The 26,809-nt window shown below is 61.2% G+C and carries 27 protein-coding genes and 1 pseudogene; 22 read left to right on the top strand and 6 right to left on the bottom strand.

The genetic code is table 11. From position 1 onward, the window contains the following. The first annotated feature begins 80 nt into the window (after nt 1-80). The 4 genes from tauA to tauD are packed head-to-tail and all read left to right on the top strand — an operon-like array spanning nt 81 to nt 3,526. Complete coding sequence (tauA, locus tag HX793_RS06930; protein WP_177051782.1) at nt 81-1,058, top strand: taurine ABC transporter substrate-binding protein; 978 nt, start codon at nt 81-83, stop codon at nt 1,056-1,058. A gap of 16 nt (nt 1,059-1,074) precedes the next feature. Further along, entirely contained in the window at nt 1,075-1,854 is a 780-nt protein-coding gene (tauB, locus tag HX793_RS06925; RefSeq protein ID WP_177051784.1) for a taurine ABC transporter ATP-binding subunit, read from the top strand. After that, on the top strand, nt 1,851-2,678 hold the full coding sequence (tauC, locus tag HX793_RS06920) for a taurine ABC transporter permease TauC (protein ID WP_177051786.1): 828 nt from the start codon (nt 1,851-1,853) through the stop codon (nt 2,676-2,678). Before tauB ends, tauC begins: the two co-directional genes overlap by 4 nt. 11 nt (nt 2,679-2,689) lie before the next feature. Continuing rightward, nucleotides 2,690-3,526, top strand: a complete 837-nt coding sequence (tauD, locus tag HX793_RS06915) for a taurine dioxygenase (RefSeq protein ID WP_177051788.1) — start codon at nt 2,690-2,692, stop codon at nt 3,524-3,526. Nucleotides 3,527-3,655: 129 nt separating this feature from the next. Here tauD and mgrA read toward each other — a convergent pair whose 3' ends face one another. The 3 genes from mgrA to HX793_RS06900 all read right to left on the bottom strand — a co-directional run bounded on the left by mgrA (nt 3,656) and on the right by HX793_RS06900 (nt 7,182). Then, on the bottom strand, nt 3,656-4,693 hold the full coding sequence (mgrA, locus tag HX793_RS06910) for an L-glyceraldehyde 3-phosphate reductase (protein WP_123475334.1): 1,038 nt from the start codon (nt 4,691-4,693) through the stop codon (nt 3,656-3,658). A 108-nt stretch (nt 4,694-4,801) separates the two neighbouring features. After that, nucleotides 4,802-6,130, bottom strand: a complete 1,329-nt coding sequence (locus tag HX793_RS06905; protein WP_122730308.1) for an OprD family outer membrane porin — start codon at nt 6,128-6,130, stop codon at nt 4,802-4,804. A 161-nt stretch (nt 6,131-6,291) separates the two neighbouring features. Beyond that, nucleotides 6,292-7,182, bottom strand: a complete 891-nt coding sequence (locus HX793_RS06900; protein ID WP_177094533.1) for a LysR family transcriptional regulator — start codon at nt 7,180-7,182, stop codon at nt 6,292-6,294. A 120-nt stretch (nt 7,183-7,302) separates the two neighbouring features. Here HX793_RS06900 and HX793_RS06895 point away from each other — a divergent pair, with 120 nt between their 5' ends. From HX793_RS06895 to HX793_RS06875, 5 genes are read left to right on the top strand one after another with little or no spacing between them, the layout of a single operon-like run. After that, nucleotides 7,303-8,034 carry an SDR family oxidoreductase gene (locus HX793_RS06895; protein WP_177094531.1) on the top strand — a complete coding sequence of 244 codons (732 nt, stop codon included), beginning with the start codon at nt 7,303-7,305 and terminating at the stop codon, nt 8,032-8,034. A 30-nt stretch (nt 8,035-8,064) separates the two neighbouring features. Further along, a complete protein-coding gene (locus HX793_RS06890) occupies nt 8,065-8,574 on the top strand; it encodes a DUF1097 domain-containing protein (protein ID WP_177051794.1) in 510 nt (169 codons plus the stop codon). A 25-nt stretch (nt 8,575-8,599) separates the two neighbouring features. Beyond that, nucleotides 8,600-9,496, top strand: coding sequence for an SDR family oxidoreductase (locus tag HX793_RS06885; RefSeq protein WP_177051796.1), 897 nt, complete (start codon nt 8,600-8,602; stop codon nt 9,494-9,496). A 17-nt stretch (nt 9,497-9,513) separates the two neighbouring features. Further along, on the top strand, nt 9,514-9,969 hold the full coding sequence (locus HX793_RS06880) for a DoxX family protein (RefSeq protein ID WP_177094529.1): 456 nt from the start codon (nt 9,514-9,516) through the stop codon (nt 9,967-9,969). A gap of 2 nt (nt 9,970-9,971) precedes the next feature. Beyond that, nucleotides 9,972-10,220 (top strand): hypothetical protein, encoded by a 249-nt coding sequence (locus HX793_RS06875; protein ID WP_177051800.1) that lies wholly within the window; start codon nt 9,972-9,974, stop codon nt 10,218-10,220. A gap of 3 nt (nt 10,221-10,223) precedes the next feature. Here HX793_RS06875 and betT read toward each other — a convergent pair whose 3' ends face one another. After that, nucleotides 10,224-12,185, bottom strand: a complete 1,962-nt coding sequence (gene betT, locus HX793_RS06870; RefSeq protein WP_162834914.1) for a choline transporter BetT — start codon at nt 12,183-12,185, stop codon at nt 10,224-10,226. Between the two features lie 259 nt (nt 12,186-12,444). Further along, nucleotides 12,445-13,371: a serine O-acetyltransferase EpsC gene (epsC, locus tag HX793_RS06865; RefSeq protein ID WP_016974984.1), complete on the bottom strand. Its 927-nt coding sequence runs from the start codon at nt 13,369-13,371 to the stop codon at nt 12,445-12,447. 165 nt (nt 13,372-13,536) lie between these two features. Here epsC and HX793_RS06860 point away from each other — a divergent pair, with 165 nt between their 5' ends. The 12 genes and pseudogenes from HX793_RS06860 (at nt 13,537) to HX793_RS06810 (ending at nt 24,840) form a co-directional block, all read left to right on the top strand. Beyond that, nucleotides 13,537-14,532 carry a D-cysteine desulfhydrase gene (locus HX793_RS06860; protein ID WP_016974985.1) on the top strand — a complete coding sequence of 332 codons (996 nt, stop codon included), beginning with the start codon at nt 13,537-13,539 and terminating at the stop codon, nt 14,530-14,532. A 279-nt stretch (nt 14,533-14,811) separates the two neighbouring features. After that, nucleotides 14,812-15,606, top strand: coding sequence for a cystine ABC transporter substrate-binding protein (gene tcyJ, locus HX793_RS06855; protein WP_177058996.1), 795 nt, complete (start codon nt 14,812-14,814; stop codon nt 15,604-15,606). Beyond that, on the top strand, nt 15,606-16,271 hold the full coding sequence (gene tcyL / locus HX793_RS06850) for a cystine ABC transporter permease (protein WP_010214112.1): 666 nt from the start codon (nt 15,606-15,608) through the stop codon (nt 16,269-16,271). The genes tcyJ and tcyL overlap by 1 nt, the downstream gene beginning before the upstream one ends. Nucleotides 16,272-16,274: 3 nt before the next feature. After that, nucleotides 16,275-17,021 carry an L-cystine ABC transporter ATP-binding protein TcyN gene (gene tcyN / locus HX793_RS06845; protein ID WP_016974987.1) on the top strand — a complete coding sequence of 249 codons (747 nt, stop codon included), beginning with the start codon at nt 16,275-16,277 and terminating at the stop codon, nt 17,019-17,021. Nucleotides 17,022-17,396: 375 nt separating this feature from the next. Beyond that, nucleotides 17,397-18,161, top strand: a complete 765-nt coding sequence (locus HX793_RS06840; protein WP_177051802.1) for a hypothetical protein — start codon at nt 17,397-17,399, stop codon at nt 18,159-18,161. A 187-nt stretch (nt 18,162-18,348) separates the two neighbouring features. Then, a complete protein-coding gene (locus tag HX793_RS06835; protein ID WP_177058994.1) occupies nt 18,349-19,590 on the top strand; it encodes an SfnB family sulfur acquisition oxidoreductase in 1,242 nt (413 codons plus the stop codon). A gap of 24 nt (nt 19,591-19,614) precedes the next feature. Further along, nucleotides 19,615-20,808 (top strand): SfnB family sulfur acquisition oxidoreductase, encoded by a 1,194-nt coding sequence (locus HX793_RS06830; protein WP_177058992.1) that lies wholly within the window; start codon nt 19,615-19,617, stop codon nt 20,806-20,808. Beyond that, a complete protein-coding gene (locus HX793_RS06825) occupies nt 20,808-22,160 on the top strand; it encodes an LLM class flavin-dependent oxidoreductase (RefSeq protein WP_177058990.1) in 1,353 nt (450 codons plus the stop codon). Before HX793_RS06830 ends, HX793_RS06825 begins: the two co-directional genes overlap by 1 nt. Beyond that, nucleotides 22,142-22,279: pseudogene (locus HX793_RS31200) on the top strand (outer membrane lipoprotein carrier protein LolA); the annotation flags it as partial. The gene HX793_RS06825 and the pseudogene HX793_RS31200, both read left to right, overlap by 19 nt. Then, the gene (locus HX793_RS06820) at nt 22,279-23,094 is read left to right on the top strand and encodes a MetQ/NlpA family ABC transporter substrate-binding protein (protein WP_016974992.1); all 816 of its coding nucleotides are present in this window, start codon (nt 22,279-22,281) and stop codon (nt 23,092-23,094) included. The pseudogene HX793_RS31200 and the gene HX793_RS06820, both read left to right, overlap by 1 nt. Next, nucleotides 23,091-24,206, top strand: a complete 1,116-nt coding sequence (locus HX793_RS06815; protein WP_177051816.1) for a methionine ABC transporter ATP-binding protein — start codon at nt 23,091-23,093, stop codon at nt 24,204-24,206. The genes HX793_RS06820 and HX793_RS06815 overlap by 4 nt, the downstream gene beginning before the upstream one ends. Beyond that, the gene (locus HX793_RS06810) at nt 24,196-24,840 is read left to right on the top strand and encodes a methionine ABC transporter permease (protein ID WP_016974994.1); all 645 of its coding nucleotides are present in this window, start codon (nt 24,196-24,198) and stop codon (nt 24,838-24,840) included. Before HX793_RS06815 ends, HX793_RS06810 begins: the two co-directional genes overlap by 11 nt. Before the next feature lie 2 nt (nt 24,841-24,842). Here the strand turns inward: HX793_RS06810 and HX793_RS06805 are convergent, their stop codons facing one another. Next, complete coding sequence (locus tag HX793_RS06805) at nt 24,843-25,946, bottom strand: hypothetical protein (protein ID WP_177094527.1); 1,104 nt, start codon at nt 25,944-25,946, stop codon at nt 24,843-24,845. 178 nt (nt 25,947-26,124) lie between these two features. Between HX793_RS06805 and HX793_RS06800 the strand changes: the two genes are divergently transcribed. Continuing rightward, nucleotides 26,125-26,751, top strand: coding sequence for a class I SAM-dependent methyltransferase (locus HX793_RS06800; protein WP_177058986.1), 627 nt, complete (start codon nt 26,125-26,127; stop codon nt 26,749-26,751). Nucleotides 26,752-26,809 lie beyond the last annotated feature (58 nt).

Raw genomic sequence — 26,809 nt, 5'->3', positions numbered from 1 at the left:
ATGTTATTTATTTTCGGATTCTTAGATCATTTAGTCTCCTCACACGCCGACCCTCGGCCGCCTGATTGAGGAGCTTCCCCTTGAAACTGCTTACCCCTCTGCGCCTCCTGGCCGCATTGTCCCTGGCCGGTGCCAGCCTGTTTGCCCAGGCGGCGGATGTGACCATCGCTTACCAGACCACCGTGGACCCGGCCAAAGTCGCCCAGGCCGACGGCGCTTACGAAAAAGCCACCAACGCCAAGATCAACTGGCGCAAATTCGACAATGGCGCCGACATCATCGCCGCCATCGCGTCCGGCGATGTGCAGATCGGCTACCTCGGTTCCAGCCCGCTGACCGCCGCGATCACCCGCAAAGTGCCGGTAGAAACCTTCCTCGTCGCCACCCAGATCGGCGGCGCCGAAGCGCTGGTGGCGCGTAACGGTTCGGGGATTAATGGCCCGCAGGACCTGATCGGCAAAAAAATCGCCGTGCCATTCGTGTCCACCGGCCATTACAGCCTGTTGGCCGCGTTGAAACACTGGAACATCGACCCGTCCAAAGTGACCATCCTCAACCTCGCCCCCCCGGCGATCATTGCCGCCTGGAAGCGCGGTGATATCGACGCCACTTACGTATGGGACCCCGCCCTGGGCGTGGCCAAGGAAAACGGCAAGGTACTGATCACCTCCGGCGAACTGGCCAAGTTCGGCGCGCCAACCTTCGATGCCTGGATCGTGCGTAAGGATTTTGCCGAGAAGCACCCGGAAATCGTCACGGCGTTCGCCAAAGTCACCCTGGATGCCTACGCCGCCTACCGCAAAGACCCACAAGCCTGGCTCGCCGACAAAGGCAACGTCGAAAAACTGGTGAAACTCTCCGGCGCCAAGGCCAGCGACATCCCACTGCTGCTGCAAGGCAACGTCTACCCGCTGGCCGCCGACCAGGTGACCCTGCTGGGTGCACAGACCACCAAGGCCGTGACCGATACCGCCGCGTTCCTCAAGGAGCAGGGCAAGGTCGACGCCGTGCTGCCGGACTACGCCCCTTACGTCAGCGCCAAGTTCATTACTAACTGATCAGGAGTTCATCGCGATGGCCTTGCTACAACTGGAGCGCATCAGCGCACAGTACCCAGGCGCCACAGAACCGGTACTGTCAGACATTTCAATCGACCTGGGGCCCCAGCAATTGCTGGTGGCCCTCGGCCCGTCCGGCAGTGGCAAGACTTCGCTGTTGAACCTGATTGCCGGCTTTGTCGAACCGTCCGCCGGGCGCATTACGCTTGATGGCGTGCCGGTCAAAGGCCCGAGCGCCGAGCGCGGCGTGGTGTTCCAGGACGACGCCCTGCTGCCCTGGCAGGACGTGCTGGCCAACGTGGGCTTCGGCCTGGAGCTGGCCGGTGTGCCCAAGGCGCAACGTGAAGTGCGCGCTCGGGAAATGCTTGCACTGGTGGACCTGGCCGGTTTCGACAACCGCCGTATCTGGCAACTTTCCGGTGGGCAGAAGCAACGCGTCGGCCTGGCCCGCGCGCTGGCGGCCGACCCTCGCGTGTTGCTGATGGACGAACCCTTCGGTGCCCTCGATGCCTTCACCCGCGAGCAGATGCAGGAGCTGCTGCTGCAAGTCTGGCGGCGCACGGCCAAGCCGGTGTTCCTGATTACCCACGACATCGAAGAAGCGGTCTTCCTCGCCACTGACCTGATCCTGCTGGCGCCCAACCCTGGCCAGATCGTCGAACGCCTGAGCCTGGACTTCGGCCAACGCTACGCCGCCGGTGAGTCGGCGCGGGCGATCAAGTCCGACCCGCGCTTTATCGAAACCCGCGAACACGTGCTGGGCAAAGTGTTCTCCCAACGGCAGGTGTCCGCATGAGCAGCTACGAACTCGCCGCCAAGCCGGTGGTGCACACGGTTATCCCGGTGCGCCGTAGCTTGAGCACCCGCTGGATCAGCGTATTGACCCTGTTTGCCTTGTTGGCACTCTGGTGGGCCGTGACCGCCACCGGCTTGATCGAACCACTGTTCCTGCCGCCACCGTCCGCCGTGTTGCAAAAAGGCTGGCTGCTGGCGACCACGGGCTACATGGACTCAACCCTGTGGCAACACCTGGCCGCGAGCCTCAGCCGTATCGGTCTGGGCCTGGGTTTTGCCGTGCTGACCGCCGTGCCGGTGGGGATCGCCATCGGCTCCAACCGTATCGCCCGTGGCATTCTCGACCCGTTGATCGAGTTCTACCGCCCGATCCCGCCGCTGGCTTACTTGCCGCTGATCGTGATCTGGTGCGGCATTGGCGAGTTGTCCAAGGTGCTGCTGATTTACCTGGCGATCTTCGCGCCGATTGCCATCGCCACCGCGACCGGTGTGCGCACGGTCGACCCGGCCAAGCTGCGCGCGGCGCAGTCGTTGGGCGCCACCCGCGCCCAGCTGATTCGCCATGTGATCCTGCCGAGCGCCCTGCCCGACATCCTCACCGGCGTGCGCATCGGCCTGGGCGTGGGCTGGTCGACATTGGTCGCCGCCGAGCTGATCGCGGCCACCAGCGGCCTGGGTTTCATGGTGCAGTCGGCGGCGCAGTTCCTGGTCACTGACGTGGTGGTGCTGGGCATCCTCGTCATCGCCCTGATCGCCTTCGCCATGGAAATGGGCCTGCGCGCCCTGCAGCGTAAATTAGTGCCGTGGCATGGCCAGGCACATTGAGTGAGAACCGCATGAGCAGCCTGACCGTTACCCCCATCAGCACCGCATTGGGTGCCCTGATCAGTGGCGTCGATATCACCCAGCCGTTGAACCTTAAAGAGCGCGACGCCATTGAACAGGCGTTGCTCAAGCACTCGGTGCTGTTCTTCCGCGATCAACCGATCAACCCGCAACAACAAGCGCGATTCGCAGCGAATTTTGGTGACCTGCATATCCACCCGATCTACCCCAACGTACCGGAACAGCCCGAAGTGCTGATCCTCGACACCGCCGTCACCGACGTGCGCGACAACGCCGTGTGGCACACCGACGTGACCTTCCTGCCGACTCCGGCGTTAGGCGCCGTACTCAGCGCCAAGCTGCTGCCGGCGTTTGGCGGCGATACGCTGTGGGCCAGCGGGATTGCGGCGTATGAGGCGCTGTCCGAGCCGTTGAAGCGCTTGCTCGACGGGCTGACCGCGACCCACGACTTCACCAAATCCTTCCCACTGGAGCGCTTTGGCAACACCGCTGAAGACCTGGCGCGTTGGGAAGAGACCCGCAAGAAGAACCCGCCGTTGTCGCATCCGGTGGTGCGCACGCACCCGGTGAGTGAGCGCAAATCGCTGTTTGTCAGCGAAGGGTTCACCACCAAGATCAATGAACTTGAGCCAGCGGAAAGCGAGGGGATTCTGAAGTTGCTGTTCGCCCACGCGACACGCCCGGAGTTCACTATCCGCTGGCGCTGGCAAGAGAATGACGTGGCGTTCTGGGATAACCGCGTGACGCAGCACTACGCGGTGGATGATTACCGGCCGCAGCGGCGGGTGATGCATCGGGCGACGATTTTGGGGGATGTGCCGTTCTAAATCCCGCCGAGGATTAAATGTGGGAGCGGGCTTGCTCGCGAAGGCGGTGGATCAGTCAGTACATCTGTTGACTGACACTCCGCATTCGCGAGCAAGCCCGCTCCCACAATTTGATCGAGTGGCGTCAGGTTATTCAGCGGTGGATGGCTTTTCCCACAGGTTAATCCCACCTTCCTGCGCAAATCGATCAATCTCCGCCAGTTCTTCCGCACTGAAGCTCAAGTTCTTCAACGCACCAACGTTCTCGATAATCTGCTCCGGCCGGCTCGCACCGATCAGCGCACTGGTCACCCGTGGATCTCGCAATGTCCAGGCCAATGCCAGTTGCGCCAGGCTCTGGCCACGGCGCTGGGCGATTTCATTCAGTGCACGCACGTGGGCGATGTTGGCTTCGGACAGGTGCTTGGCCTGCAACGAACCACCGCCCGGACGATTCACTCGCGCATCCGCCGGTACGCCGTTGAGGTATTTGTCGGTCAACAAACCTTGGGCCAATGGCGTGAAAGCAATCACCCCGGCGCCGAGCTCTTCGGTGGTGTCCAGCAGGTCTTTTTCCACCCAGCGGTTGAGCAGGTTGTAGGCCGGCTGGTGGATCAGCAGCGGTACTTTCCACTCTTGGAGCAGCGCGGCGATTTCGCGGGTTTTCACGCCCGAGTAGGACGAGATCCCGATGTATAACGCCTTGCCTTGCTGCACGGCAGTGGCGAGGGCGCTGGCGGTTTCTTCCAGGGGGGTGTCGGCGTCAAAACGGTGGGAGTAGAAGATGTCCACGTAGTCGACGCCCAGGCGTTGCAGGCTCTGGTCGAGGCTGGCCAGCACGTACTTGCGTGAGCCGCCGCCCTGGCCGTAAGGGCCAGGCCACATGTCCCAGCCGGCTTTGCTGGAGATGATCAGTTCATCGCGGTAGTGCTTGAAGTCTTCGCGCAGTAAACGGCCGAAGTTGATCTCGGCGCTGCCGTAGGGCGGGCCGTAGTTGTTGGCCAGATCGAAGTGGTTGATACCCAGATCGAACGCGGTGCGCAACAGAGCGCGCTGGGTGTCGATCGGGGTGCTGTCGCCAAAGTTGTGCCATAGGCCCAGGGACAGTGCAGGCAGCACCAATCCACTGCGGCCTACGCGGCGGTACGGAATAGATTCATAGCGGTTTTCGGCAGCAATGTAAGTCATCGAATCCTCTCTTGGACGTCGGCAAATAAGGCCCGGGAATAAGGTTATTCCCAGGCCTTTTAACCAGCTGAATCGCTTAAGTCTGCCGTTCCGTTCTACAGCAATTGCCTACCAGAGTGGAACGACATAACTCACATAGAAGCGGTTTTCATCCTGCACGGTGGCACCGCTGATGTCCGGGCTGGCGTGGGCGTTTTTCCAGGTCACACCCAGGCCCTTGAGAGTGCCAGTGGGCACTTGATACGCCACGGCGACGTTGCGTTCCCATTCGCTGGTAGTGCCTTGCGCCGTGCGGATGTCATCGCCGTGGGCATAGGCGGCGGAGAACGTCAGGCCCGTGAGGCCAAGCTTACCGAAGTCATACTTGTACTGCGCAAGCCAAGTACGCTCACCGGCGTGTTGAAATTTATTCAACTGCATGTTGGTCAGCGCCGGGGTGTCGGCGCCCGAGCCTGGGCCCTGGCGGTTGTCGCCGCTGTTCAGGCCGGAATCCAGGTACGGGAAGTCGCTGTCGCCGCTGTTTTTCTGGATACCCAGGCCGACGGTGTGGCCGTCGAGGCTGTAGCTTTCAAGCAAGCTGGCGGTGGTCTGGTTGATGCGGCCCTTGCCCGTGCCGTCACCGTAGAGGCCAGCCGCTGCGAAATCTTTGTCACCGTCGGCGTTGCCGCCCACACCGAGGCTGCGGAACACCCGCACGTCGGTGTCGATGGCGCCCACAGACAATGCGTCATGGCGCTTGGCACCGAGGAAAAACTGCTGGTAGTAATCCTCAAGGTTGGAATACCACAGGCTGACCGTGGTGTTCTGGATACCGGTGTAATCCGCACCGCCAAACAGGAAGCGATCGCTCTCTTTGGTGCCGCCGGCGGTGATCATGCCCTGATCGCCGGTTTCATTGCGGATCTTGGTCTTGAAGATATCGCCGCCGGTGAAGGTGAAGTCGCTGAGGTCCTTGGACACCAGTTGCACACCGGTATTGGTCTGCTGGTACAGGCGTCCGTCGGTGTTGGCGAGTATCGGGTTGTTGCCGTAGAGCGTGCCGACACGCAGTTCATCCTTGGCGAAACGCATCTTGAACGTCGGGCTCAACACACCGAACTGGTCGGCGGATTTGCCGTTATCCAGTGGGAACATGCTGCCGGGGTAGCGGCCCTGGTGATCCTTGTCATTGAGGTCGCCGCCGGAGTCCAGTTTCAACCCGTAGAACGCCTGCAAGTCCAGGCCAAAACCCACTGGACCTTCGGTGTAGCCGGACTTGAAGTTGAACTCGAACCCCTGGCCCCAATCGCGAATGCTGTGGGCCTTGGCATTGCTGTTCACCACATCACGCCCCTGCTGGTTGAGGTAGCGGTTGAGCAGGGTCACATCGGCGTGGCTGTCATCGATAAAATCGGCGTGGGCGGACAGCATAAAGCTCGCCATGGCGGCACCCACCATAGGGCTTATCAACGTCTTCATTGTTACCGGTCTCCGTCACTGTTCTGAAATGAAAGCGTCAAACGCTTCACACAATTACGCAGTGGCCAGATGACAGTTCCGCGTCAAAACCCGATGTAGACGGATGAAATTAAATTCATGAAACCCTTTAACTACGCGGGTTAGCGAGCATTTTCGAAGATTTCCGCGAGCCAGTCGACGAACACGCGCACCCTCGGCGACATGTGTCGGTTCTGTGGATAAAGCACTGACACCGGCATCAAGGGTGGCGGTGTTTCCTGCAGAATTTCACGCATCACGCCCTGCCCGATCAGCTCCGCCATGCGGTAATACGGACACTGGATAATGCCCAATCCGGCCACCGCACTGGCGGAGTAAATCTCCGCGCCAAACACCGATAGCGCACCTTCGATACTCACTTCCTGCAACTCGCCATCGACCATAAACTCGAACGGAAACAGCTTGGCCGTGGTGCGCGAAACGTAGTTCACCGCGCGGTGTTCACTCAGCTCGGCGAGGCTTTTGGGTTCGCCGTATTTGCGCAGGTAGGCAGGGCTCGCGCACGTCACCTGGCGCAGGTTGGCGACGCGCCGACCAATCAACGCGGAATCCCCCAGGGTGCCAGCACGCAGCACACAATCGACGCCCTCGGCGATCAGGTCGACAAAGCGATCCGCCTCACTGATGGACAGCTCGATATCCGGGTATCGCGCCATGAATTGCGGCAGCGCCGGCACCACGAAATACTTGGCCAGCGTGCCGTGCAGGTCCACGCGCAAACGCCCCTTGGGCGCTACGCTGCGGAACGCCAACTCGGCTTCTTCCAGCTCCGCGAGTAGCTGCACGCATCGCTGGTAATACGCCTCGCCATCGAGGGTCGGGCGCACACGCCGGGTACTGCGTTCCAACAAGCGCGTGCCGAGCCAAGCTTCGAATTGATTGAGGGTGTGAGTCAGGGTCGCACGGGGCAGATTCAGGTCATCGGCCGCCAGGGTGAAGCTGGAACGCTCGTAAATCCGCACGAAGACCTTCATGGCTTTGACTTGATCCACGCTGCACTCCTACACGCCGATTGTTGGCGATTATTGAACAGTCAAGGCAACTCTGGCGCATTTATCGGCCTGGGTAAACATGTGAATCTGCTTCCACACCCCGTTCAAGGAACCCAGATCATGACGACTCAGGTAGCAATCATCACCGGCGCTTCCCGTGGCATTGGCGCCGTCATCGCCAAGCAACTCGCAGCCGACGGTTACGCCGTGGCCATCAACTACGCCAGCAGCGCCACCGAGGCGTCGAAGCTGGTGGTGGAACTACGCCAGGCTGGCCACCAAGCCATAGCGATCAAAGGCGACGTCGCCAAACCCGCCGACATCAAGCGCCTCTTCGACGAAACCGAGGCGCAATTGGGCAAGGTGGATGTGCTGATCAACAACGCCGGCATCCTCAAGACGCTGCCCCTGGCCCAGCACAGCGATGAACTCTACGACCAGAACTTCGATATCCACACCCGTGGCACCTTCAACGCCCTGCGTGAGGCCGCCACCCGCATGAACGACGGCGGGCGCATCGTCAACTTCTCCAGCAGCACCGTCGGCCTCAACTTCCCCGGCTATGCGGTGTACATCGCCAGCAAGGCGGCGGTGGAGTCCCTGACCCAAGTGTTCGCCAAAGAGATGCGCGGGCGCCGGATTACCGTCAACGCCGTGGCGCCAGGCCCGGTCGCCACCGAGTTGTTCCTGCACGGCAAGAGCGAAGAGCAGATCCAGGGCATGGCCAAGATGCCGCCGCTGGAACGCCTTGGCCAACCGGAAGATATCGCCCGCGTGGTGGCGTTTCTGGTGAGCCCGGCCGGTGCTTGGATCAATGGGCAAATCCTGCGCGCCAATGGCGGGCTCGTTTAAACCACCCACCCAAAATAGGGAGTCATGCACATGAACTCACTCGACCGTACTAACCACACGCGCAACCGATCCAAGTGGATGTTCAACCTGATAACAGCCATCGCGGCGACCACTGCCGCCGTGGCGGCAGGCACCAGCGGGATGCTGACCTTGCCCGTCTGGGCGATGTTTGTCGGCTGGGTCGCCTTCTTCAGTCGCGGCCTGACCCTGCGCGACGGTCTGGCCAACCTAGGCTGTGTATTGCTGGGGCTTGTGTTCGGCATGTTGGCGGCCAAGAGCATCGCTGCCTTGGCTCCGATTTTCGGCACATGGGCATTACCTGCCGTCGTCTTTGTCGTGGCCATGGTCGTGGTTTCACTCAGGGCCGTACCGGTGATGAACAACATCGTCAGCTACTTTCTCGGCCTGATCACCTACTTCGCCTCGCACCTTGAGCCATCTCTGGAAACCTTCGCCGAACTGGGCGGTGCCAGCAGCCTCGGGGCCTTTGCCGGCTGGTTCTCCCACGCCGTGCAGCAGCGTTTCCACCACCACGCCTGAGCCCACTTGCGAAGAGGTCACCACCATGAAATCGATCATCCTGATTACCGGCGCCTCCAGCGGTTTTGGCGCACTCACCGCCCGTGCCTTGGCCGACGCCGGCCATACGGTCTACGCCAGCATGCGCGAAACCCTGGGGCGCAATGCGCCGCAGGTGGCCCAAGTGCAGCGCTATGCCCACGCGCATCAGGTGGACTTGCGCAGTATCGAGTTGGATGTGGCATCCAGCGATTCAGTGGAGGCCGGCGTTGCCAAGATTGTCGTGGACTGCGGGCGCCTGGATGTAATCATCCACAACGCCGGGCACATGTCGTTCGGCCCGGCCGAAGCCTTCACGCCGGAGCAGTTCGCCCAGCTATATGACATCAACGTATTGAGCACCCAGCGGGTCAACCGCGCCGCACTGCCGTACTTGCGCAAGCAGGGCAAAGGCCTGGTGATGTGGGTGTCGTCCAGCAGCGCACGCGGTGGAACACCGCCGTTCCTGGCGCCGTACTTCGCGGCCAAGGCGGCGATGGACTCCCTGGCGGTGTCCTACGCCAGCGAGCTGACCCGCTGGGGCATCGAGACCTCGATCATCGTGCCCGGCGCATTCACCAAGGGCACCAACCATTTCGCCCACTCCGGCAAGCCTGCCGACCAGGCGCGGATGAGTGAGTATGAAGACGGCCCTTATGCCGGTGTGGCGCAAGCCGCCCTGCACGGCCTGGCGGCACTGGAACCGGCCGACGCAGATGTGGCGGAGGTAGCCAAGGCCATGGTCGAGATCATCGACATGCCCTTCGGCACCCGCCCTTTGCGTCGGCATATCGACCCTTCCGAAGACGGCTGCGAAATCGTCAACGGCGTGGCCGACCGGGTGCGTGCCGAGCTGTTCTGGAAGGTCGGTCTGCAAGACCTGCTCAAGCCGGTCAGCCACTGAAAACGCGGAGGCTCGCCATGACCTTGTTGATCCCCGCACTCGCCCCGCTTTACCGCTGCGCCGAACCCCTGGCCTACGCGCTGCTGCGCGCAGGCTTTGGGGTGATCATGCTCACCCACGGGCTGCCCAAATTGCTGGGCAATGCCCATGGTTCGATGGCCGACCCGATGGCGGCCTCCATCAATCTGATCCAGAACCGCCTGCACTTGCCGCAGGCGGAGCTGATCGGCCTGCTGGTGGCCTTGCTGGAAGCAGTCGGTGGATTGCTGTTGATGCTCGGCCTGGGCACACGGCTGGTCGCGGCCATGATGACCGTGCAGATGCTGACCATTGCTTACTTGCTGGGGCCGACGTGGCCGTGGATCGACCGAGGCATCGAGTATCCAGTGCTGATGGCGCTGCTATCGTTGTACCTGGTATTTCGCGGTGCCGGCCGCTATTCCCTGGACAACACACTGGGCAAGGAGCTCTGAACATGCACACCACCCTGGTGATCAGCGCAGGCTTGATCCTGCTGGTACTGATGCTGTTGATCGGGCAGAGGCTCGGCGTGAGCCGGCACATTCTGGCCTACAGCTTTGTGGCGATCTGGTTGGGGGTGGCGGTGGTCAATGGCGCTGTAGGGGTCGTCACTGCCGGCCAGCCCCTGGTGTCGGAGCTGGTGATCGGCAGTGGCGTGTTCGGCGCGCCCCTGGTGGCACTGGCCCTGTACCTCAGGGCCTGAGCCTCAGCGCACCAGGTGCAGGAACTGCAGGTGGCGCTCGTACTGGTCGAGGATGTCGTTGATGATCTGTTCCTTGGTGTAGCCCACCAAGTCGTAGTCCTGGCTGCCCTCGGCCAAGTGCACTTCCGCCCGGTAGTAACGACGGTTGTTAAGCTCCTTGGAGCCCATCCCGCCGCGGGCAAATGACGGCGTGAAGTAGCCGCGCATTTGCACCTGGTAGATGAAGGGACGCTCCTCGCCATGGCCGATTTCCAGGCTGACGCTGTCGTTGGCGGGGTCGGGTTGCGTCACGACGTTCAAACCCTTCTCGACAAACACCGCCGTCACCTCTTCAATCGCCGGGCGCACCGTCGAGTCAAGGAAACGGTACACCTCGTCTCGCGACGGGAAGTGCACGGCCTGGCTCAAACGCTGGCGCCAGCCGCCGCGCCCTTTGCGAGCCGTCGAAATCGGTGCCAATGAATGCAGCTGGGCGATCTGCTTTTGCGACTCCAGATAGAACGCCTTGTGCAACCCCCACATCATCAGCAGCAGGATCATGGAGAACGGCAACGAGGTCAGCACCACCGCCGACTTGAGCGAATCAATGCTGCCGGCAAACAGCAAGGCACTGGTGACCAGCGCCGTCATCGCGCCCCAGAACACCCGCAGCCATTTCGGCCCGTCTTCATCGGCGTTGCCACCTTTGGACGACAGGGTGGACAGCACCACGGTGCCCGAGTCAGCAGAGGTTACAAAGAACACGAAGCTGATAAACACCGTGACCGCGATAACCGTCTTGCTCCACGGGTAGGTTTCCAGCAGCAGGTAGAGGCTCATCGACGGGTTATCGATGGCCGACTGACCGAGCGCGGCCATACCGTGGTTGAGCACCTGGTCGATGGCGCTGTTGCCGAAGATCGACATCCACGCCAGGGTGAAACCCAGCGGGATCAGCAGCACGCCAAACACGAATTCGCGGATGGTACGGCCACGGGAAATGCGTGCGATAAACAGGCCCACGAACGGCGACCATGCAATCCACCAGGCCCAGTAGAACACCGTCCAACCGCCCAGCCAGTCGCTGGGTTTGTCGTAGGCGTACACGTCGAAACTCTTGGTCGGCAAGGCGCCCAGGTAGTCGCCGATGTTCTGGATCAGTGTGTTGAGCAAGTGCTGGGTGGGCCCGGCGAACAACACGAACAGCAGCAGCGCACAGGCCAGCAGCATGTTGATGTCGGACATCACGCGCACGCCTTTATCGACACCGGCCACGGCGACGATGATCGCAGCGCCCATCATCAGCGTGATCAGACCCACCTGGATCCACTGGGTATGGGCGATGCCGAACAGGTAGTCGAGACCGGAGTTGAGGTGCAACACGCCGAAGCCCATGTCGGCACCGAGGCCGAACACCGTGGCAATGATGCCAAAGCCATCCACCGCGTAACCGATGGGGCCGTTGATGCGCTTGCCGATCAACGGGTACAGCGCCGAACGCAGCGCCAGCGGCAAGTTATGCCGGTAGGCGAAATACGCCAGGGCCATGCCGACAAAGGCGAACACGCCCCAACCGTGCAGGCCCCAGTGCAGAAACAGGATCTGCATGGCCTGGCGTGCGGCATCGGCGTTCATCGGCGCGCCCTGGGGCGGTTGCACCAGGTGCGTCAGCGGTTCGGAGACGCAGAAGAAAAATAGCGTGATGCTGATCCCTGCGGCGAACAGCATGCCGGCCCAGGACAGGTAACTGAATTCGGGCTCGTCGTGGTCGGCACCGAGTTTTATCTTGCCGTAGCCCGATAGCGCGGTGACCACCACGAAGACCAGATACAGGGTCATCGCCAGCATGTAGTACCAGCCGACCGTATTGGCCGCCCAGTTTTGCGCGGCCAGCAGCCAGGCACCAGCCTGTTGCGGGATAGCGATGACAGTGATGCCGAACAGCAGGATAAACGTCGCGGCGAAGTAGAAGACCGGCGCATTCATGCGCACCTGGCCGCTGGTAGGGGTGGACGATGCACTCATGAACGATGCACCCCGAGGGAGTGAGATGTGGCTGTAAATAACGGACTCAGCAAAGGTAAGCCTCCTGTTGTGAGCGGGCAGCGAACCACCGGGTTTAACTTGAACGAGCATTCAAGTTAAACATGGATGGGCGGTCTGGGACTAATCGCAGGGCTGAGCGGTAGACATTTCCTACGCCAGCCAAGGCAAGCTTAGTCCTCAGCGCTCACGGGAAGTGCCATCACTTTTGCGTGCCGTCATCATGTTGCAGGTTGGCCTGGGTGATATTCGCCCCCGCCGGCACGCTGCGCGTCAGCCACACGTTGCCGCCGATGGTCGAGCCCTGGCCGATGGTGATACGCCCCAGGATCGTCGCCCCGGCGTAGATCACCACGTCATCCTCGACAATCGGGTGGCGTGGATGGCCTTTTTGCAACTGCCCGTCCTCGTCTGCCGGGAAGCGCTTGGCGCCCAGGGTCACGGCCTGGTAGATGCGCACGCGCTCGCCGATAATCGCGGTTTCACCGATCACTACGCCGGTCCCGTGGTCGATGAAAAAGCTCGGTCCGATCTGCGCGCCGGGATGGATATCGATACCGGTGGCGGAGTGGGCAATTTCCGCGCTGATCCGCGCCAACAACGGCAGACCGGCACGGTACAGGTGGTGGGCCAGGCGATGGTGAATCACCGCCAGGATGCCCGGATAGCACAGCAGCACTTCATCCACGCTGCGCGCCGCCGGATCGCCGTGGTAGGCGGCCAGCACGTCAGTGTCCAACAGACTGCGCAGGGACGGCAGGGCCAGGGCGAAATCCTGGATCAGGCGGATGGCGAGCGCATCGACTTCACTGTCATCCTTGGCGCCTTGTCGTGCGGCGTAGCGCAGCTCCAGACGGGCCTGGCCGAGCAAGGCATTCAAGGCGACGTCGAGGGTATGCCCGACGTAGAAATCTTCACTCTCTTCACGCAGGTCCACCGGCCCAAGGCGCATGGGAAACAGTGCACCGCACAACGACTCCAGAATCTGCGCCACCGCCTCGCGGGACGGTAATTCGCGGCCGCCATGCTCGCCACTCAAGCGCCCATTGCGCGTCCGCCACTGATCCCGGGCGCTGCGCAGTTGGCTGACGATGGTCTGTAATTGCCAATGACTGGAACGCTCACTCACGGTATTCACTCCTGACGAAATGGCCATCACTTTACGGTATGCACACTCGCCGCCCTTAAGAACCAATGGTGTGATGCTAAGAACCGTCCGGAATAAGCGATTGACGGTTGCCCGATGAAAAGTGCCTGCCTATAGTCGCCCCATACTCATCAACCGTGCGTAGCCATGATCAAACAACAGCTCGACCGTTTTAACCGCCTGGAACTGCTGGGCGGCGCCACTGCCCTGGAAAAACTCGAGCGGCTGTCGGCCTGGTTGGGCAGGGACATCTACGTCAAGCGCGACGACACCACGCCGCTGGCCATGGGCGGCAACAAACTGCGCAAACTTGAATACCTCGCCGCAGACGCCATCGCCCAAGGCGCCGACACCCTGGTGACAGCCGGCGCGATCCAGTCCAACCACGTGCGCCAGACCGCCGCGCTGGCCGCCAAGCTCGGCCTGGGCTGCGTCGCCCTGCTGGAAAACCCCACCGGCACCGAAGACCCCAATTACCTGGGCAACGGCAACCGCCTGCTGCTGGAGTTGTTCGACGCCAAGGTGGAGTTGGTGGAGAACCTCGACAACGTCGACGACCAACTCAACGCCCTCGCCGACCGCCTGCGCAGCAACGGCAAAAAACCGTATTTGGTGCCTATTGGCGGTTCCAATGCCCTCGGTGCATTGGGTTATGTACGCGCCGGGCTGGAGCTGGCCGGGCAGATCGAAGACAGTGGCATCGAGTTCGCCGCCGTGGTCTTGGCCTCCGGCAGTGCGGGAACGCACAGTGGCTTGGCCTTGGCCCTGAGCGAAGTATTGCCGAACCTGCCCGTGATTGGCGTCACTGTCTCGCGCACCGAAGAGACCCAGCGCCCGAAAGTAGAAGGCCTGGCCGAACGCACCGCCGAGTTGCTGGGTGTGGATATTCCCGAAGCCTTCAAGGTGATCCTGTGGGACGAATACTTCGGCCCGCGCTATGGCGAACCGAACGCCGGCACCCTGGCGGCGGTCAAGCTGTTGGCGAGCCAGGAAGGCCTGCTGCTGGACCCGGTCTACACTGGCAAGGCCATGGCCGGTTTGCTGGATGGCATCGGGCGTCAGCGGATTGAGGACGGGCCGATCATTTTCCTGCATACCGGTGGCGCGCCAGCGTTGTTCGCTTACAACACAGCCTTCAACTGAATAAACGCGGATTAAAATGTGGGAGCTGGCTTGCCTGCGATAGCGGTGTGTCAGTGAATGATGTGCTGACTGATCCACCGCTATCGCAGGCAAGCCAGCTCCCACATTAATGCACGCCATATTCAATAATAGAATATCAAATTAGATTTATATTATTTTCAAGTCTTAAAAACCCGATCTATCATCGCGCCGTAGGCGAAGACGCGCTACGCGCTTTAAGGCAGGATACGACTACTGCGTCACCTGCTTCGCTCAACATAAAAAACACAGGGGCTCTTCATGACTATTTCTGTATTCCGTCGCACGTTGTTGGTTGGCACTTTGGGCCTGGCACTCGGGGCTGGCCTGCTGGGCCAGGCAGTGGCTGGCGAGCAGTTGGACAACATCAAGAAAGCAGGCGAGATCAAGATCGGCCTGGAAGGCACCTACCCACCGTTCAGCTTCGTCGATGAAAGCGGCAAGCTCAGCGGTTTCGAAGTGGAGCTGTCCGAAGCCCTGGCCAAAGAGCTGGGCGTGAAGGTCAAGCTGCAGGCCACTCCATGGGATGGCATCCTCGCCGCCCTGGAATCCAAGCGTCTGGACGCCGTGGTCAACCAAGTGACCATCTCTGAAGAGCGCAAGAAAAAGTACGATTTCTCCAAGCCTTACACCGTGTCCGGTATCCAGGCACTGGTGCTGAAGAAGAACGTTGACGCGATCAAAACCGCCGACGACCTGGCCGGCAAGAAAGTCGGTGTAGGCCTGGGCACCAACTACGAGCAATGGCTCAAGGACAACCAACCTAAAGCCCTCATCAAGACTTACAACGACGACCCGACCAAGTTCCAGGACCTGCGCATCGGCCGTATCGACGCCATCCTGATCGACCGCCTGGCCGCCCTGGAATACGCCAAGAAAGCCCCTGACACCGCCGCAGCCGGCGACGCCTTCTCCCGTCAGGAAGCCGGTATTGCCCTGCGCAAAGGCGAGCCAGAACTGCTCGACGCGGTGAACAAGGCCCTCGACAAACTGCGCGCCGACGGCACCTTGAAGAAGCTGTCCGAGAAGTACTTCAACGCTGACGTCACTCAATAATGGAAGCAGGTTTCCAACTCGCGCTGGACTCCGCGCCCTTTCTGCTCAAGGGCGCGTATTACACGGTGATCCTCAGCCTCGGCGGGATGTTTTTCGGCTTGCTGCTGGGCTTCGGCCTGGCCTTGATGCGGTTGTCGCGCTTCAAGCTGGTGAGCTGGCTTGCCCGAGTCTACGTGTCGTTCTTTCGCGGCACGCCCTTGCTGGTACAGCTGTTCTTGATCTACTACGGCTTGCCGCAAGTGGGCATCGAGCTGGATCCGATCCCGGCGGCCATGATCGGCTTTTCGCTGAACATGGCCGCCTATGCCTGTGAAATCCTGCGCGCCGCCATCGGTTCCATTGAGCGCGGCCAATGGGAAGCTGCGGCCAGTATCGGCATGACCCGTGCGCAGACCCTGCGCCGGGCCATCCTGCCGCAGGCCATGCGCACGGCCTTGCCGCCGCTGGGCAACAGCTTTATTTCGCTGGTCAAGGACACGGCGCTGGCCGCCACTATTCAGGTGCCGGAGCTGTTTCGCCAGGCGCAATTGGTGTCGGCGCGGACCTTTGAAATCTTCACCATGTATCTCTCCGCTGCCCTGATCTACTGGATTTTGGCGAGCATCCTGGCGCATTTGCAGAATCGCCTGGAAGACCGGGTCAACCGGCATGACCTGGAGTCCTGAAGCATGATCGTGGTTGAAAAACTGACCAAACAATTCAAGGGTCAGGTGGTGCTCAACGGCATCGACCTGGAGGTCAAGGAAGGCGAAGTCATCGCCATCATCGGCCCCAGCGGTTCCGGCAAGACCACCTTCCTGCGCTGCCTGAATTTCCTCGAACAACCCACCAGCGGTCGTATCAAGGTGGGTGATATCGAGATCGACAGCAGCAAGCCGATCAACCAGCAGGCAAGCCTGGTGCGGCGCCTGCGCCAGCACGTGGGCTTTGTGTTCCAGAGCTTCAACCTGTTCCCCCACCGCACTGCGCTGGAAAATGTGATCGAAGGGCCCACCGTGGTCAAGAAGATGCCACGGGAAGCGGCTGACGCCCTGGGTCGCAAGCTGCTGGCCAGAGTCGGCCTGGCGGGCAAGGAAGACGCGTACCCACGGCGTCTGTCGGGCGGCCAGCAACAGCGCGTGGCGATTGCCCGTGCGTTGGCCATGGAGCCGGAGGTGATTCTGTTCGACGAACCCACCTCGGCCCTCGACCCGGAACTGGTGGGTGAAGTGCTGGCAACCATCCGCAGCCTCGCCGAAGAAAACCGCACCATGGTGATCGTCACCCACGAGATGAGCTTTGCCCGCGACGTAGCCAACCGGGTGATCTTCTTCGACAAGGGCGTGATCGTGGAACAAGGCGAAGCCAAGGCGTTGTTTGCCAACCCCAAGGAAGAGCGTACCAAACAGTTCCTGAGCAAGTTTCTCGCCCACTGAGGCTTTGTGTGGGAGCTGGCTTGCCTGCGATGCAGCCACCTCGGTGAACCTGTCTTCCCGTGGCGATGCCTTCGCAGGCAAGCCAGCTCCCACACAAGCCTGTTCCTACACGAAGTCCTCGTTCCAACCTGCAAAACACCCCACCACATCCGCCCGAATATCCCCGCGCCAGTCAGACCCTTCTGAATATCTCCAAACCCGTCGTTTAGCCCTTTGCCGCCATTGACGCTCCTTGGCCAACCCTCTTATCTAGCGCCCAGAGGATTGGATCCTATCCCGGCTATTCACTGAATCGTTCTTTTCGGCCCCCCCCCGCGCGCACCTGCGCCAAAGGCCCGGAACGATTGCTGCTGGCTGCATCAAGGAGATTATTTTATGACGCGTCCCCCACTCACCGCCCCGACACTGCCCCAGGCCATAGGCAATGGCATCAATGCCTTGGCCGCCGCACACCTGCAGGTCGATATCGCGCCGTATCCCGGCATGGACGAGGGCGACCTGATCGAGCTGTTCTGGAACAATTGCTTTGCCGCTTCGCGTCGGGTAACCGCCTGCAAGATCGGCACATTCACCCACCTGCGGGTGCCGGAAAGTTTTGTGCTGGATGGCCCGACCCAAGTGCATTACCAAGTCATGCAGGTCGGCCACGCCCCTGCACGTTCAGCCGTAACGCAAGTACAGGTGAAGACCCTCTTGCCGGGTGGTCAGCCCTCGCCGCTGTACCGCGACGAAAACCAGAACCTTACCCCTGTGGGCCTGCCCGAAACCATCCGGCGCTACGGCGTCAACGCCAGCCAGGTACGACGCGGCATTCCCTTGGTGATCGAGCCGTACCTCAACATGACCACCGACGATGCCATCACCCTGCGCTGGGGTGATGTACGCCTGGATCTGCCCAAGATCCAGGCCACGGAGGTCGGCCTGGCCGTACACGTGTGGGTGCCCTCAGCGGTGATTATCGAAGCCGGTGACGACTGTCGGCTGGAGGTGACGTACTGCATTCTGGATCGCGTCGGCAACAACTCACGCTGGGCGCCCGCCCGTACATTACGCATTGCCGCCGAGGCGCCGCCCCGCCAGGCCGGGTTGGCGCTGATTTATCAACCGCGCCCACTGGGATCGCCCTGCGAGCCTGGGTAACAGACCTTCTATGCATATTCCCAAAAGTTAGTTTATTTAAATATTTAACACGCTTAGGGTATATGCACCGGACCACCGGACATCGCTGATTTTTCTGTTTTTATTTCATTGAATGCGAGGTCGGTATGGTCAGGATTACCCCGGTGCACAACGCCAGGGCATTACGTGCAGCCAAGGAGCGGCGCTGATGTCTAACTTGGCTCAAACACCCCCCCAGAGTGATCTGGACGTTGCCCCCCTGCTCTTGCCGGCCGCCGTGCTGCGCAACGACGCAGAGGCGCTGAAGGCTGCCCATGAACTCGCCCAGGCTGCGCGCCTGCAAGCCGCCAAGCGCGACCAGCAACGCAAGCTGCCATGGGCACAGATCGAACAGTTCACCCGCAGTGGGTTGGGCAGTATTTCCATTCCCCGTGAATACGGCGGCCCACAGGTGTCTTTCGTGACCCTGGCCGATGTGTTCGCGATCATCAGTGCGGCAGACCCAGCCCTCGGGCAGATCCCGCAGAACCATTTCGGTATCCTGCACCTGTTGCAGGGCGCCGCCACCGAGCGCCAGAAAAAACAGCTGTTCCAGAGCGTCCTCGACGGCTGGCGCATCGGCAATGGCGGCCCGGAGCGCGGCACCAAAAACACTCTGGAACTCAAGGCGCGCATCAGCGCTGAGGGTGACGGCTATGTGATCAGCGGCCAGAAGTTCTATTCCACTGGCGCGCTCTTCGCCCACTGGGTTGCCGTCAAGGCACTCAACGATGACGGCAAGCAGGTCATGGCCTTCGTGCGCCGTGGCACTGAAGGCCTGCGCATCGTCGATGACTGGTCCGGCTTTGGCCAACGCACCACCGCCAGCGGCACCGTGTTGCTGGACCAGGTGCCGGTCGATGCCGAGTTGGTCGTGGAAAACTGGCGCATCGGCGAAACCCCGAATATCCAGGGCGCCGTATCCCAATTGATCCAGGCGGCCATCGACGCCGGCATCGCACGTGGCGCGCTGGATGACACCATCGCCTTCGTACGTGAACGCTCACGCCCATGGATCGATGCCAAGGTCGAACGCGCCAGCGATGACCTGTATGTGATCGCCGATATCGGCAAGCTGAAAATCGAACTGCACGCCGCCGAAGCCCTGCTGCGCAAGGCCGGCCAGGTGCTGGACCAGGTCAGCGCTGCGCCGATCACCGCGCAGTCTGCGGCCCGTGCGTCGATTGCCGTGGCCGAGGCCAAGGTGCTGACCACCGAGGTATCGCTGCTGGTCAGCGAAAAACTCTTCGAGCTGGCCGGTAGCCGCGCGACCCTCGCCGAATTCAACCTCGACCGCCACTGGCGCAACGCCCGCGTGCACACCCTGCACGACCCGGTGCGCTGGAAATATCACGCCATCGGCGCCTATCGACTGAACGGCACGTTGCCGGCTCGTCACTCCTGGATTTAACCGACCAGACCTCTGGAGAACACAATGACTGTCTCTACTCACGTCGCGGTTATCACCAGCGACGAACAAGCCCTTATTGTCGCCAGCGACCTGGCCGAAGACTTCCGCCGCGACAGCGCCCAGCGCGACCGCGAGCGCCGCCTGCCGCTTCCTGAGCTGGATGTATTCTCGCGCTCCGGACTGTGGGGTATCAGCGTGCCCAAGGAGTACGGTGGCGCGGGCGTGTCCAACGTCACCCTGGCCAAGGTGATCGCGCTGATCGCCCAGGCCGATGCTTCCCTGGGCCAGATCCCGCAGAACCATTTCTACGCACTGGAAGTGCTGCGCGTAAACGGCAGCCCGGCGCAGCAAAAACGCCTGTACGCCGAGGTATTGGCCGGCCAACGCTTCGGCAACGCTCTGGCGGAACTGGGCACCAAGACCGCCCACGACCGCGTGACCTCCATCACCCGCGACGGTGACGGTTTCCGTATCAGCGGTCGCAAGTTCTACTCCACCGGCGCGATCTACGCCCAACGCATCCCCACGTCGGTGGTGGATGATCAGGGCGTGCAGCAACTCGCCTTTGTGCCGCGCGACAGCGAAGGCCTGAGCGTGATCGACGACTGGAGCGGCTTCGGCCAGCGCACCACGGGCAGCGGTTCGGTGGTGTTCGATAACGTGTGGGTCACCGCGCAAGACGTGATCCCGTTCCAGAGCGCCTTTGAACGCCCCACAACCGTCGGTCCGCTGGCGCAGATCCTCCACGCCGCCATCGACACGGGTATCGCCCGCGCGGCCTTTGAAGATGCGTTGCACTTTGTGCGCACCAAGACCCGCCCGTGGATCGACTCCGGCAACGACAAAGCCACCGAAGACCCACTGACCCTGAAAAGCTTCGGGCACCTGAGCATCCGCCTGCACGCCGCCGAGGCGCTGCTGGAACGCTCGGGTGAATTCCTCGACCGTGCCCAGGCCGACAGCAATGCCGAGACGGTTGCGGCCGCCTCGATCGCCGTCGCTGAAGTACGCACCTTGAGTACCGAAATTTCCCTGGCCGCCGGCAGCACCTTGTTCGAACTCGCCGGCAGCCAGGCGACCCTGGCCGAGCACGGTCTGGATCGCCACTGGCGCAACGCCCGCGTGCACACCCTGCACGACCCGGTGCGTTGGAAGTACCACGCGGTGGGCAATTACTACCTCAACGATGAAAACCCACCGCTGCGGGGGACCATCTGATGGCTAAGAAGAAAATCCTGCTCAATGCCTTCAACATGAACTGCATCGGGCACATCAACCACGGCCTGTGGACCCATCCACGGGACACGTCCACCCAATACAAGACCATCGAGTACTGGACCGAGCTGGCCAAGACGCTGGAACGCGGGTTGTTCGATGGTTTGTTCATCGCCGATATCGTCGGCGTGTATGACGTTTATCAGAATTCGATAGACGTACCGCTCAAAGAGTCGATCCAGTTGCCGGTGAATGACCCGTTGCTGCTGGTCTCGGCCATGGCGGCCGTCACTAAAAACCTCGGCTTTGGCCTCACCGCCAACCTCACCTACGAGCCGCCGTACCTGTTCGCCCGACGCATGTCCACGCTGGACCACCTGAGCCGTGGCCGGGTCGGCTGGAACATCGTCACCGGCTACCTCGACAGCGCCGCCAAGGCCATGGGCCTGCCCGAGCAGGTCGAGCATGACCGTCGCTACGACCAGGCCGATGAATACCTGGAGGTGCTGTACAAGCTCTGGGAGGGCAGCTGGGAAGACGGCGCGGTGCTCAACGATCCGCAGGCGCGGGTGTATGCGCAGCCGGGCAAGGTGCACAAGGTCGAGCACCACGGCGAGTTCTACCAGGTGGAGGGTTATCACCTGTGCGAACCCTCGCCGCAACGCACGCCGGTGCTGTTCCAGGCCGGCAGTTCGGATCGCGGTTTGCTGTTCGCCGGGCGCCATGCCGAATGCGTATTCATCAGCGGCCAGAACAAGGCAGCGACCAAGGTGCAGGTGGAAAAGGTGCGCGCCAGCGCAGTGGAGGCTGGGCGCAAGCCGGATGACATCAAGGTGTTCATGGGCCTCAACGTGATCGTGGGCGCCACCGAAGCGCTGGCCTGGGAGAAGCACGCCGAGTACCTGAGCTATGCCAGCGCGGAAGCGGGTGTGGCGCACTTTTCGGCGTCCACCGCCATCGATTTTGCGCAATACGAATTGGACGAACCTATCCAGTACGTGAAAAGCAACGCGATCCAATCGGCCACCAAAAACCTGCAGAACAACGACTGGACCCGGCGCAAGTTGCTGGAACAGCACGCCCTCGGTGGCCGCTACATCACCTTGGTCGGCTCACCAGAGCAGGTCGCCGACGAGCTGGAATCCTGGATCAGCGAAACCGGCCTGGACGGCTTCAACCTCACGCGCATCGTCACCCCGGAAAGCTACGTGGACTTCATCGACCTGGTGGTGCCGGAGCTGCAAAGGCGCGGGTCCTACAAAACTGCTTATGAACAAGGAACCCTGCGGGAAAAAGTCTTTCAAGGCAACGCCCGCCTTCCCGAACAACACACCGGATCCACCTACCGACACTAATCCCTGTAGGAGCGAGCTTGCTCGCGAAGATCGTTAACGATAACGCGGGGCGCCTGATTTCCCGAGGCGCCCTCAGGTTTTTCGCGAGCAAGCTCGCTCCTACAATTGGAAGCCTATTATGAAAAAGACATTGCTCGCTCACCCAGTCAAAGCACTGGCCCTGGCTTTCGGACTGTTCAGCTCGGCGGTATTCGCCGCTGACGCACCGCTGAAAATCGGCACCACTGCGGCCTTTGCGATTCCCCTTGAAGCCGCCGTCGCCGAAGCCGGCAAGCAAGGCCTGAAAGTCGAACTGGTGGAATTCACCGACTGGATCGCGCCCAACGTCAGCCTCGCGGCGGGCGATATCGATGTGAATTACTTCCAGCACATCCCGTTCCTGGAAAACGCCAAGGCCGCCGCCGGTTTTGACCTGGTGCCGTACGCGCCGGGGATCATCAACAACGTCGGCCTGTATTCGAAGAAGTACAAGAGCATCAACGACCTGCCCCAAGGCGCCAGCGTGGCGATTGCCAACGACCCGATCAACAGCGGTCGCGGCCTGCAACTGCTGGCCAAGGCCGGGCTGATCACCCTCAAGCCGGGCGTGGGCTACAAGGCCACCGAAGAGGACATCGTTTCCAATCCGAAGAAGATCAAGATCCTGCAGGTTGAGGCCGTGCAGCTGGTACGCGCCTATGACGACGCCGATCTGGTGCAGGGCTATCCCGCGTATATCCGCCTGTCCAAGACCTTCGATGCCGAGTCGGCACTGCTGTTCGATGGCCTCGACCACCCGGAATACGTGATTCAGTTCGTGATCCAGCCGAAAAGCAAAACCGACCCACGGGTGATCAAGTTCGTCGACATCTACCAACATTCGCCGGTCGTGCGGGCTGCGCTGGATAAATCCCTGGGCAAGCTCTACCAGGTCGGCTGGGAAGATAAAAAATGACCGCCGCCAACGCCCAACTGCGCGACCTGGGCTTGCCGCCCAGGGACGCCGAGCAGACCGAGCTGCACCCTGACCTGAACCGCGCCCATGTGCGTTTTATCAACCTGGGCAAGACCTACGACGGCACTGTGCATGCCTTGCAAGGCATCGACCTGGCGATCCAGCGCGGTGAAGTGTTCGGCATCATCGGCCGCAGCGGTGCCGGCAAGTCGTCGCTGATCCGTACCATCAACCGCTTGGAACAACCCAGCAGCGGGCGCGTGCTGATCGATCAGGTGGACATCGGCGGCTTCGATGAAGACCGTCTGGTGGAATTGCGTCGGCGCATCGGCATGATCTTCCAGCACTTCAACCTGATGTCGGCCAAGACGGTGTGGCAGAACGTCGAGTTGCCATTGAAAGTGGCGGGCGTGCCGAAGCTGCAACGCGAGCAGAAGGTGCGCGAGCTGCTGGAGCTGGTAGGTTTGCAGGACAAGCACAAGTCTTACCCGGCGCAGCTGTCCGGCGGGCAAAAACAGCGGGTGGGCATCGCCCGTTCGCTGGTGCATGACCCGCAGATCCTGCTGTGCGACGAGGCCACGTCGGCCCTGGATCCGGAAACCACCCAGTCGATCCTCGGCCTGCTGCGCGAGATCAACAAGCGCCTGGGTTTGACCATCGTATTGATCACCCACGAGATGGCGGTGATCCGCGAAATCTGCGACCGCGTGGTGGTGCTGGAACACGGGCGCATCGTTGAACAAGGCCCGGTGTGGCAAGTGTTCGGCAACCCGCAGCATGACGTCAGCAAAACCCTGCTAGCGCCGCTGCAACACGGGCTGCCGGACGAGTTACAGAGCCGTTTGCAGGCCACACCAGCATCCGCCGACGCCGCCGTGGTGCTGCGCTTGCAGTTCACCGGCAGCGACACCGACGAACCGGACCTGGCCGCGCTGTTCAACGCACTCGGTGGGCGCGTGCGTTTGCTGCAAGGTGGCGTGGAGCGCATCCAGGGGCATGCCCTGGGGCAACTGCTGCTGGCAGTGAGTGGCTCGACCCACGACGCTAGCGAGCTGCGCAACCGCGCCGGCAATTGGGCACAACAGGCAGAGGTGCTGGGCTATGTGGTTTGATCGTTTAGTGCAGGGCGCCATCGACACCTTGTTGATGGTCGGCGTGTCATCACTGATCGCGCTGCTGGTGGGGATTCCGCTCGCGGTGTTCCTGGTGACCAGCGACAAAGGCGGTATCTACCAAGCCCCGGCGCTTAACCGCGTGCTGGGGGCATTCGTCAATCTGTTCCGCTCGATTCCATTCCTGATCCTGATGGTGGCGCTGATCCCGTTCACCCGGCTGATCGTCGGCACCACCTATGGCGTATGGGCCGCCGTCGTGCCGCTGACCATTGCCGCCACGCCGTTCTTTGCGCGGATTGCCGAGGTGAGCCTGCGCGAGGTCGATCACGGTCTGATCGAAGCCGCGCAGGCCATGGGCTGCCGTCGCTGGCACATCATCTGGCATGTGCTGCTGCCGGAAGCGCTGCCGGGGATTGTCGGCGGGTTCACCATCACGCTCGTCACCATGATCAACTCCTCGGCCATGGCCGGCGCGATTGGCGCGGGCGGGTTGGGCGATATTGCCTACCGCTATGGGTATCAGCGCTTTGATACGCAGATCATGCTCACGGTGATCGTGTTGCTGGTGATTCTGGTGGCGGTGATTCAGTTGGGCGGTGATCGGTTGGCTCGGGTGCTGAACAAGCGTTGAGGTTATGGGCACTCATCCAGTTGGGCGACGCTGGAGTGAGGGACGAAACTCACGGTTTTTTCCTTGGCCTGCCAAGGGCGCACGATGTAACTGCCGTCCGAATCCGCCAGGACGCGCAGCTTGATGCTGCCCTCAGGTTTCTTGGTGTCCACCAGCGTGCCGGGAACCTTGGCGCCTTCTGACCAGGTCATGACGGTACACATCCGCCCTCCCGATGCGGAGGCTTGCAGCGGCAGGCCTCCCAATTTAGCGCCTGTCACCGGGAAAAGCCCCAGTACGATAAGAAGTCCAAGGGCAGCCAAAGACGCCAATGCGACCGGATTCTTATGATCGTTCATGTACGCCACAAGACACGCCCCAAGCCCCTGAATCAGAAATAGCACCACTATTTCGACAAACATGACTGGGGCAAACAGCGCGACGCTGTCTGAGTATTCACCGAACGCTCGCGAGACAGGCACAGTGACCATGAGAACGACCAGCATCTGGATGACGCCGGCACTGGCACTTGCGATCCAGAACTCGATGGAAAGCTCGCGCCGCGTGATGTTCGCCGGCCGGGCGTGAATGATGATGCAGGTGTAGGCCAATACCGTCACAGCGATCGCCATTGCCCAGCAAGCAGTCTGAAACGACCCACTTTCAGCGTTCGCAGACAGATACACCGCCGACAACCAGAACACCGCCAATACCACAAGACTGGCAGCCCAATGCATCAATAATCGACGATGTTGAGCCGTCATCTCGGGCGATTGCCGACTAAGGTTAAGTTGATCGCTGAGCCGAACGCCCTTAGCGTTCAGGCGCAGGAACAAGATGAACGTCGGCATCAGGATCGACGCGCCCATCATGCCGATGACAAATACCAACATGGCGAACATCGCTGGCAATGCGGTGAACGCAGCGGCCGACAAAATACTCAGCGGCACCTTTTCCACTTGAATGTATTGGTACAGGTACAGGCCAGCTACAGACAAAATGCCCACGGTCAAAGGCCAGGCGCGTTCATTGAGCCATAACAGTCCGTTACTCAAGACATTGGCGTATCGGTCCATTTTGTTTGGCTGAGCGGTTTCATCAGCAGTGGAGTGGGGTGCCTGATCCATGGGTATATGACGCCTCTTTAAGTGAGAAGCGAATGGTACCCAGAATCCTGCGGCCAGGATGTCGGAGGCTTACACTGAATACGCACTGAATCGCCCTACACAGCGCACGCGTCTTTCAACTGAATCAGACGGTGCCCTGAGGTATAGTCCAACGATCTCAGCCTTAGTGCGCCCTGCCATGAAACTTGCTCCCGACGACCTCATCCAGATCACCTCCACCACCCTTGGCCACTACAACAAGGTGGCCGAGGACTTCCGTGAGGGCACCCGCGATCACGATGTGAGCCAGAACATCGACGCGCTGTTGCGGCACATCCAAGGCACGGCGCCCTTTACCGTTCTGGATTTCGGCTGCGGCCCAGGGCGGGATCTGCAAACCTTTACGCGCATGGGGCATATCGCTGTCGGGCTGGACGGCTCGGAGCGGTTTGCGCAAATGGCGCGGGAAGACAGTGGTTGCGAGGTGTTGCAGCAGGACTTCCTGAAGCTGGACCTGCCTGTCGAACGTTTCGACGGGATCTTCGCCAATGCGGTGCTGTTTCATATTCCCAAGCAGGAATTACCGCGTGTGCTGAAGCAATTGCAGGGAGCGTTGAAGCCTGGGGGCGTGTTGTTCAGCTCCAATCCTCGGGGTGAGAACCAGGAAGGCTGGAATGGGCCGCGGTATGGGTCTTATCACGACCTGGCGGCGTGGCAGGCGTTGTTGGCCGAAGCGGGTTTTGTGGAGTTGGAGCATTACTACCGGCCGGCAGGGTTACCGAGGGATCAACAGCCTTGGTTGGCCAGCGTGTGGCGCAAAGTGTAGAGGTGGGTTGACTGAACTGGCCTCATCGCAGGCAAGGCAGCTCCCACAATTGACCGCA

Origin of the sequence: Pseudomonas reactans (assembly GCF_013387025.1) — a bacterium.
GTDB classification, from domain to species: domain Bacteria; phylum Pseudomonadota; class Gammaproteobacteria; order Pseudomonadales; family Pseudomonadaceae; genus Aquipseudomonas; species Aquipseudomonas reactans.
Note: the sequence above shows the minus strand (reverse complement) of the source record. Positions and strands in the feature narration are given on the sequence as shown.